We start from the raw sequence: 8,279 nt of genomic DNA on the forward strand, positions 1-8,279 counted from the left end.
CAGGTGACCGGGTTCATCGGTGCGCGCGAGGAGGGCCCGGGCCAACCGGCGCAGGGCCCGAGCCGGGTGGACGAGGAGGACACGTTCCGCTGGCTGGAGGAGTTGGACAGCGCGGCGGCCACCGCCTGGGTGGCGGACCGGAGCGCGGAGACGCTGTCCGCGTACGCCGGGACCGACTCGTACGCGCACCTGCGCGACGGGTTGCGCCAGGTCCTCGACGCCGACGACCGGATCGCCTACCCGACCTGGCGCGGCGAGTTCCTCTACAACCTGTGGCAGGACGCCACCAACCCGCGCGGGCTGTGGCGGCGTACGACGCTGGAGCAGTACCGGACGCCGGACCCGCAGTGGCAGATCCTGCTCGACCTGGACGACCTGGCCCGGCGGGAGTCGGAGAGCTGGGTCTGGCAGGGCGCCGACGTGCTCCCGCCCGACTATCGGCGATGCCTGGTCAGCCTCTCCCGAGGCGGCTCCGACGCCGTCGTCGTGCGCGAGTTCGACCTGGTCGAACGGGCCTTCGTCGCGGACGGGTTCGTGCTGCCGGAGGCGAAGAGCGACGTCGGCTGGGTCGACTCCGACCACGTTTTCGTCGGCACCGACTTCGGCCCCGGCTCGTTGACCGACTCCGGCTATCCACGGGTGGCCAAGCGGTGGCGGCGCGGGACGCTGCTCGCCGAGGCGGAGGTGGTCTTCGAGGGGCAGCCGGCCGACGTCGCCGTGCAGGCCGGACACGATCACACCCCCGGCTTCGAGCGCGACTTCGTCTACCGGCTGCACGACTTCTACCGGGCCGAACGGTTCCTGCTGACCGGAGCCGGTGAGCTGGTCCGGATCGAGGTCCCGGACGACGCCCGGACCGACGTCCACCGGGAGTGGCTGCTGATCCGGCTCCGATCGGACTGGACCGTCGACGGGGTCACGTACCCCGAGGGGGCGGTGCTGGTCACCCGGTTCGCCGACTTCCTCGCCGGTGGGCGGGACCTGACGTTGATCTTCGAACCCGAACCCACCACCTCGCTGCGCTACCACGCCTGGACCCGCAACCACCTGATCCTGGCGGTGCTCGACGACGTACGGCTGCGGTTGGAGGTGCTCAGCCCGGACGGCGAGGGCTGGCGGCGGGCGTTGCTGGACCGGGGTCCGGGGTTCGACCACTCCGACGTGGTGGCCACCAACCCGGACCACACCGACGAGTTCATGCTCTCCACCAGCGGTTTCCTGCAACCGGCCACCCTGCGGTACGGGCAGGTCGGTGCCGGGGTGAGCACGCTCAAGCAGGCGCCGTCCTTCTTCGACCCGACCGGCCTGTCGGTACGGCAGTTCTTCGCCGCGTCGGCCGACGGCACCCGGGTCCCGTACTTCGTGGTCGGTCCTCCGGACGGTGACCCGGGCCCGACCCTGCTCACCGGGTACGGCGGCTTCGAGGTGTCGATGACACCCGACTACGACGGGATCACCGGCCGCGGCTGGCTGGCCCGGGGCGGGACGTACGTGCTGGCGAACATCCGGGGCGGCGGCGAGTACGGCCCGCGCTGGCACCTGGCAGCCCTGCGGGAGAACCGACCCAGGGCGTACGAGGACTTCGCCGCCGTGGCGACCGACCTGGTGACCCGGGGCATCACCGAACCAGCCAGGCTGGGCATCGAGGGCGGGAGCAACGGTGGCCTGCTGATGGGCGTGATGCTCACCCGGTATCCGGAGCTGTTCGGGGCGGTCGTCGCCACGGTTCCCCTGCTCGACCTGCGGAGATACCACAAGCTTCTGGCCGGGGCGTCGTGGATGGCCGAGTACGGCGACCCGGACGACGAGGCGGACTGGGCGTACCTGCGGGAGTTCTCGCCGTACCACAACGTACGGCCGGGTCGGCCGTACCCGCCGGTCCTGTTCGTCACCTCGACCCGCGACGACCGGGTGCATCCCGGTCACGCCCGGAAGATGGTCGCCCGCCTGCGCGAGCACGGTTATGACGTCTCCTACTACGAGAACGTCGAGGGCGGCCACGGCGCCGCCGCCGACAACGCCCAACGCGCCGCCAAGTGGGCCCTCATCCTGGAGTTCCTCCACCACCGCCTAACCCGCGCCGCCTGACCCGCGCCGCCTGACCTCGCCGATCTAGGGCGAATGGTGGTGGATGAAGATCCACTAGCAACCATTCGCCCTAGATCGGCGAGAGGATCGGTGCACGGGTCAGCGCAGGGAGTGGAAGGTGCGGAGGCGGAGGCTGTTGCCGACCACGAAGATCGAGGAGAACGCCATAGCGGCTCCGGCGATCATGGGGTTGAGCAGCCCCGTCGCGGCCAGCGGCAGGGCGGCGACGTTGTAACCGAAGGCCCAGAACAGGTTGCCCTTGATCGTCGCGAGGGTACGCCGGGAGAGCCGGATCGCGTCCGCGGCGGCCATCAGGTCGTCCCGGACCAGGGTCAGGTCGGCGGCCTCGATCGCCACATCGGTGCCGGTGCCCATGGCGATGCCGAGATCGGCCTGGGCCAGGGCGGCGGCGTCGTTGACCCCGTCGCCGACCATCGCCACCACCCGGCCCTCGTCCTGGAGCCGCTTGACCACGTCGACCTTGTCCGCCGGCAGTACCTCGGCGATCACCTCGTCGATACCGACCTCGGCACCGACCGACCGGGCCGCACCGGTGTTGTCCCCGGTCAGCAGCACCGGGGTCAGGCCGAGCGCGCGGAGGGCGGCAACCGCTTCGACACTGGTCGACCGGACCACGTCGGCGACCACGAACACCGCCCGGACCCGGCCGTCCCAGCCGGCGAGGACCGCCGTACGACCTTCGGCTTCGGCGTCGGCACGGGCGGTGGCCAGGTGTTCGGGCAGTTCCAGTCCCCGGTCGACGAGCAGGCGTTCCCGCCCCACGGTGAGGTGGTGGCCGTCGACCGTACCGGTGACGCCGAGCCCACCGAGTCCGGCGAAGCCGCCGACCGGGGGCAGCGTGCCGACCCGGTCGACCGCACCGGCCGCGATGGCTCGGGCGATCGGGTGTTCGGAGGCGGCCTCCACCGCACCGACCAGGCGCAGCGCCTCGTCGGGCTGCTGGCCGTCGACGGTGACCACGTCGACCAGGGTCATCCGGCCGGTGGTGACGGTCCCGGTCTTGTCCAGCACGATCGTGTCGACGGTACGGGTGGATTCGAGCACCTGCGGACCCTTGATCAGGATGCCGAGCTGCGCGCCCCGTCCGGTGCCGACCAGCAGGGCGGTCGGTGTGGCCAGGCCGAGGGCGCACGGGCAGGCGATGATCAGTACGGCGACGGCGGCGGTGATCGCGGCCGAACCGCCCTGACCGGCACCGATCCACCAACCCAGGGTCGCCACCGACAGCGCGATCACGATCGGCACGAAGATCCCCGAGATCCGGTCCGCGAGCCGTTGCACCTGCGCCTTGCCGGTCTGCGCCTGCTCGACCAGCTTCGCCATCTGGGCGAGTTGGGTGTCCGAGCCGATCCAGGTGGCTCGTACGACGAGTCGGCCGCCGGCGTTGACGGTGGCACCCACCACCGGTTCGCCGGGACCGACCTCCACCGGTACGGATTCCCCGGTGAGCAGGCTGGTGTCGATCGCCGAGGTGCCGTCCTCGATCATCCCGTCGGTGGCGATCTTCTCGCCGGGCCGGACCACGAACCGGTCACCGACCATCAGTTGCTCGACCGGTAGGCGTACCTCGGTTGTGCCGCGCAGCACCGCGACGTCGCGGGCGCCGAGTTCGAGCAGGGCGCGCAGCGCGGATCCGGCCCGGCGCTTGGACCGGGCCTCGAAGTAGCGCCCGGCGAGGATGAACAGGGTGACCCCGGCGGCGGCCTCGAAGTAGATGTTGCCGCTGCCGTCGGAGCGGCTGATGTCGAAGCTGAACGGGTGGACCATGCCGGGGGTGCCGGCGGTGCCGAAGAAGAGCGCCCAGAGCGACCAGCCGAAGGCGGCGACGGTGCCGAGCGAGACCAGGGTGTCCATGGTCGCGGCGCCGTGTCGCAGGTTGACCAGGGCGGCCCGGTGGAACGGCAGCCCGCCGTAGACGACAACCGGGGCGGCCAGGGTCAGCGACAGCCACTGCCAGTAGGTGAACTGCCAGGCCGGAACCATCGCCAGCGCGATCACCGGCACGGTCAGGACCAGCGAAACCCACAATCGGGTACGCAGTGCGTGCAGCTCGTCGACCGGCTCGGTGACCGTACCTGCCTCGTCGGCGGATCGGGGCGGCGGCGGGAGCTGGGCGGTGTAGCCGGTCTTCTCCACGGTGGCGATCAGCTCGGCCACCGTGACGGTGTCGTCGGTGAGGGTGACGGTGGCCTTCTCGGTGGCGTAGTTGACCGTCGCCTCGACGCCGTCGAGCCGGTTGAGTTTCTTCTCGATCCGGGACGCGCACGAGGCGCAGGTCATGCCCCCGATGGTGAGCTGGATCGGTGCGGCGGCCCGGGGTAGGGATCGGCCGGCGGTGGTCATCGCTGATCTCCTAACCGTGGGTCTGTCCGGGTGTGCCGGCGAGCGCGGTGAACGCGGCCGTCCGGACCGTGCCCAGGTGCTGGAAGTCGAGGAAGAGCCGGTACGCCCCGGCGCTGGGCACCTCGACCCGGAAGGTGATGGTCGGTCCGGCCGGGGTCCGCCCGTCCCCGGGCCCGCCCTCGGGATGTACGTGCAGGTAGGCGAGGTCCCCGTCGCGCAGGGCAACCAGATGACCGTACGCCGCGAGGTAGGGCGAGAGGTCGGTGACGGGGGTTCCGTACCTGCTCACGGTCAGGGCGAGGGTGGACGAGGTGCCCGGTACGAGGTCGCCGTCGAGCGTGACGGTGTAGCCGTCGCCGACCGACGCGCTCCGCCCGGCGGCGGGCAGTGGCACCGGCCGGTAGTCACCGGGAGCGGGTAGATCCACCCCGAGCGTGATGTTGTCGGGGTGACCGGCCGGCTGGAAGTCGGCGATCAGGCGGAACTGTCCCGGCGCGTGGACGGCGAGCGGGATCGACCAGGTCCCGTCGCCCGCCATCTCCGGATGCACGTGCTGGAAACCGGTCAGGTCCCGCCGGACCACTATCAGGTGCAGGTCCTTGTCGTGCGTCGGATCGTACGAAATCACCGGGTTGCCGTCGGGTCCCAGCACGCGGAACGAGAGCTGGTTGGCCGGTCCGGTGGTCAGCGACGCGGTGAGGGGGGTGAGCCGGTAGCCGTCCTGGGCCACCTGCAACCCGCCCGGCGGCTGTGCCGGTGTCGCGCTCTGCTCGTTGCCGTGACTCGGCGCCGCTGCGCCGGGGTGACCGTGGTCTGACTGGGCGGGCGGGGCGGAGTCGGCCCTGCCTCCGGTCACCTGGCCGGCGCCGAGGGCGGCCCCGAAGACCACCACCAGCCCGGCCAGGTAACCGCCGACCCGGTATCGGGTTTCCATCGGTAGTTAGCTGACCAGCGTGTAGCCGGCCTCGTCGACGGCGGTACGGACCGCGGCCTCGTCGAGGGGCTGGGCGCTGCTGACGGTCACGGCGCCGCTGGCCACGTCGACCCGTACCTCGGTGACGCCGGGCAGGGCGCCGACCTCGGTCTGCACGGAACGGGCGCAGTGGCCGCAGGTCATTCCGGTTACCTGGTATGTCGTCTCCATGTGGAGAACGATACCCGTACCCCCCAGGGGTATCAAGGTGGTCCACGACACTCGGGTTCGGATCGGGGTGACGGGTGGTGGCGGCCCGGTCGTCCGGCGAGCCGTAGTCGGCGGACACGGAACACGCCGCTCACCGGGGGCGAGCGGCGCGTTCTGCGAGATCAGGGGGTTGACCGCCGGTCCGGGCGGTCGAGGAGGTCAGCGACCGAGCTGGCGGTACTTCGCCTCGGTCGCTTCCTTCTTCGGCCGCCACCACTTCTCGTTCTGCTGGTACCACTCGATGGTCTGGGCCAGCCCGTCGCGGAAGTTGAGGTACTGCGGCTTCCAACCCAGCTCCGCCTGGAGCTTGCTGGAGTCGATCGCGTACCGCAGGTCGTGGCCGGGGCGGTCGCCGACCATGTCGAACCAGTCGTCCGGGCGCCCCATCAGGCGCAGGATCTCCTGGACCACCACGATGTTGTTCAGCTCGCACTCGGCGCCGATCAGGTACGTCTGACCGATCGTGCCGCGCTCGAGAATCGCGTTCACCGCCGTGTTGTGGTCATGTACGTGAATCCAGTCCCGGACGTTGAGGCCGGAGCCGTAGACCTTGGGGCGGATCCCGTCGATCACGTTGGTGATCTGCCTCGGGATGAACTTCTCGATGTGGTGGAACGGCCCGTAGTTGTTCGAGCAGTGCGAGATCGTGGCGCGGACACCGAACGACCGGATCCAGCCGCGCACCATCAGGTCCGAGCCGGCCTTTGTCGACGAGTACGGGCTCGACGGGTCGAACGGGCTGCCCTCGGTGAATCGCCTGTCCTCGTCCAGTTCCAGATCGCCGAACACCTCGTCGGTGGAGATGTGGTGCAGCCGCTTGTCGTGCCGACGCACGCTCTCCAGGATGTTGAACGTCCCGATGAGGTTTGTCTGCACGAATGGGCTCGGATCCATCACCGAGTTGTCGTTGTGCGACTCGGCCGCGAAATGGACCACCGCGTCGGCCTGCCGTACCAGCTCGTCGACGGTGTCGGCGTCGGTCACCGAGCCGTGCACGAAATTGATCCGGTGCTCCACCTCGGCGAGGCTGCTCCGGTCACCCGCGTAGGTGAGTGCGTCCAGTACGTCGACCTGGAAGTCGAGTGCGTCCACTGCCTGGCGGACGAAGTTTGATCCGATGAATCCCGCACCACCGGTAACCAGTACACGCATGGGCGCCATGGTAACAGCGCCGACGTTCACGGAGAGTCAGGCGTAGCGGGGGTCGAGGGCCCCGGCGGCCGGCCCGGCAGCCTGCTCGTGAGCCGGTCTCACCCCGTACGCGAGGCGTCCCGGGGACGGATCCGGCGTCGCGGCGACGGTCCGGCCGCACGCCCGGCGGACCGTCGTGGTCCGGGTGGTCGCCCAGGGTGCTGCCGACACCGGTCGAACGGTTGGTCCGACGGACACGGCATTTGCCGCAATAAGAGAGAAATATTCGGTACCGTCGCCTTGGAATGCGGATGGGTCGGGACAACTCGGCGGTGCCGTTCTCCGAAGCGGGGGGGAGTGCGACCGCTGGCCGAGCCGGTCCACCGCCGGTCGCGAAGGGGGCACCACGATGGTCGTCCGTGCAGAGAACCGACGCGGTACGCCGGGCAGGCGGAGCCCGCTCACCTCGATCCTCGCCGGCGTCGCGCTCGCGGTAGCCCTGACCCTGGACGTTCCGGTCGCCACCCGCCACCTCGTGCCGCTCGGTGCGGAAGCCCCGATGGTGGCGCCGGCACCGGGGGGAACGTCGGGCGGCAACGTGACCTTCGAGGTGCTGCCGCCGCGACCCACCGTCAGTCCCACGGCCAGTCCCACGGACCCACCCACTCCCCAGCCCACTCATACGGGAGGACACCTTCCGGTCACCGGGGACGATCCGATGCCGCCCGGTTGGCTGTTTTTCGCCGGCGGACTCCTGCTCCTGCTCGGTGCGCTGACCCTCGCCATCTCCCGGGGCCTGCGCCACCGTCGGTCCTGAGCGGAAAGGGTCACCCCGGGGCGCCGCTGTCATGCAGGGGCAGCGGTTCTCGGGTGCCCGCCGGCTGAACATCGACAGGCCCGCTGACCTGGCATACTCGCCGCTCGTGACGCTTTCGCGCGGCTGGGCGCTCTTCCTGTTCGGGGTCGGCATATGGACCTGGGTCATCTGGCCGCGATTCGGCCTGGCGATCTGGCAGGACCCCCGATCCTGGTCGACCGGGGAAGTGGGCCAGGGGGATCCGACCAGCTTTCTCTGGGTGCACGCGTTGCTGATCGGCGCCTCGTTGGCGATCGGTACAACCGTCGGCCTGCTCGGTGTCCGCGCCTGGTGGGCGGCCCGCAGAGCGCCCCGGAACAGCTGAGTACGCGACCGCCCGAGCTCGTCCGGAAATCCAGTCACCATGATCGATTTGGCTCTGAACCAGTCATCCGGTAACTTTTTCCAAGTCAGCGGGGCACCGGACAGGAACCGCCGGGAAACACCGGTGGGAGCAGGACGGCCCGCTAAATCCTCTCGAACGCGCAGGGTGTAGGTTGCTGTGTGCGCAGAGCGGGCCTGATCGAACTCTGGTCGGGTGGTTGTGAACAAACCGGGAACGCCGGTTTGACTCGGCGGAAACGACCGGGTAGCGTAGTAAAAGCGCCGGGCGGGAACGCCGGGTGTTGAAGTGGGAGTTAAAAAGCCCCGGGTTGT

The 8,279-nt window shown here is 70.0% G+C and carries 8 protein-coding genes; 3 read left to right on the forward strand and 5 right to left on the reverse strand.

Annotated features, from left to right (window positions below; translation table 11 throughout):
- Window positions 1-3 precede the first annotated feature (3 nt).
- Entirely contained in the window at window positions 4-2,088 is a 2,085-nt protein-coding gene (locus ACWEFB_RS29855; protein ID WP_452290764.1) for a prolyl oligopeptidase family serine peptidase, read from the forward strand.
- Window positions 2,089-2,187: 99 nt separating this feature from the next.
- On the opposite strand, the gene ACWEFB_RS29860 is transcribed toward ACWEFB_RS29855, so the two are convergent.
- From ACWEFB_RS29860 to ACWEFB_RS29880, 5 genes are all read right to left on the reverse strand, one after another.
- Window positions 2,188-4,452: a heavy metal translocating P-type ATPase gene (locus ACWEFB_RS29860; RefSeq protein ID WP_452290766.1), complete on the reverse strand. Its 2,265-nt coding sequence runs from the start codon at window positions 4,450-4,452 to the stop codon at window positions 2,188-2,190.
- Window positions 4,453-4,462: 10 nt separating this feature from the next.
- The gene (locus tag ACWEFB_RS29865; RefSeq protein ID WP_452290768.1) at window positions 4,463-5,386 is read right to left on the reverse strand and encodes a hypothetical protein; all 924 of its coding nucleotides are present in this window, start codon (window positions 5,384-5,386) and stop codon (window positions 4,463-4,465) included.
- A 6-nt stretch (window positions 5,387-5,392) separates the two neighbouring features.
- Window positions 5,393-5,596: a heavy-metal-associated domain-containing protein gene (locus ACWEFB_RS29870; RefSeq protein WP_452290770.1), complete on the reverse strand. Its 204-nt coding sequence runs from the start codon at window positions 5,594-5,596 to the stop codon at window positions 5,393-5,395.
- Between the two features lie 198 nt (window positions 5,597-5,794).
- Entirely contained in the window at window positions 5,795-6,787 is a 993-nt protein-coding gene (rfbB, locus tag ACWEFB_RS29875; RefSeq protein WP_452290772.1) for a dTDP-glucose 4,6-dehydratase, read from the reverse strand.
- A 36-nt stretch (window positions 6,788-6,823) separates the two neighbouring features.
- Entirely contained in the window at window positions 6,824-6,997 is a 174-nt protein-coding gene (locus tag ACWEFB_RS29880; RefSeq protein WP_452290774.1) for a hypothetical protein, read from the reverse strand.
- Between the two features lie 178 nt (window positions 6,998-7,175).
- Between ACWEFB_RS29880 and ACWEFB_RS29885 the strand changes: the two genes are divergently transcribed.
- Together ACWEFB_RS29885 and ACWEFB_RS29890 are read left to right on the forward strand one after the other, a co-directional pair.
- Complete coding sequence (locus ACWEFB_RS29885; RefSeq protein ID WP_452290776.1) at window positions 7,176-7,583, forward strand: hypothetical protein; 408 nt, start codon at window positions 7,176-7,178, stop codon at window positions 7,581-7,583.
- Between the two features lie 106 nt (window positions 7,584-7,689).
- Window positions 7,690-7,947, forward strand: coding sequence for an SCO4848 family membrane protein (locus tag ACWEFB_RS29890; protein ID WP_452290778.1), 258 nt, complete (start codon window positions 7,690-7,692; stop codon window positions 7,945-7,947).
- Window positions 7,948-8,279 lie beyond the last annotated feature (332 nt).

It is taken from the genome of Micromonospora sp. NPDC004704, assembly GCF_053601675.1.

Bases quoted from the DNA above. Each gene is read 5' to 3' on its own strand.
- ACWEFB_RS29860 (WP_452290766.1), bottom strand. From the start codon at position 4,452: ATGACCACCGCCGGCCGATCCCTACCCCGGGCCGCCGCACCGATCCAG.
- ACWEFB_RS29865 (WP_452290768.1), bottom strand. From the start codon at position 5,386: ATGGAAACCCGATACCGGGTCGGCGGTTACCTGGCCGGGCTGGTGGTG.
- ACWEFB_RS29870 (WP_452290770.1), bottom strand. From the start codon at position 5,596: ATGGAGACGACATACCAGGTAACCGGAATGACCTGCGGCCACTGCGCC.
- rfbB (WP_452290772.1), bottom strand. From the start codon at position 6,787: ATGCGTGTACTGGTTACCGGTGGTGCGGGATTCATCGGATCAAACTTC.
- ACWEFB_RS29885 (WP_452290776.1), top strand. From the start codon at position 7,176: ATGGTCGTCCGTGCAGAGAACCGACGCGGTACGCCGGGCAGGCGGAGC.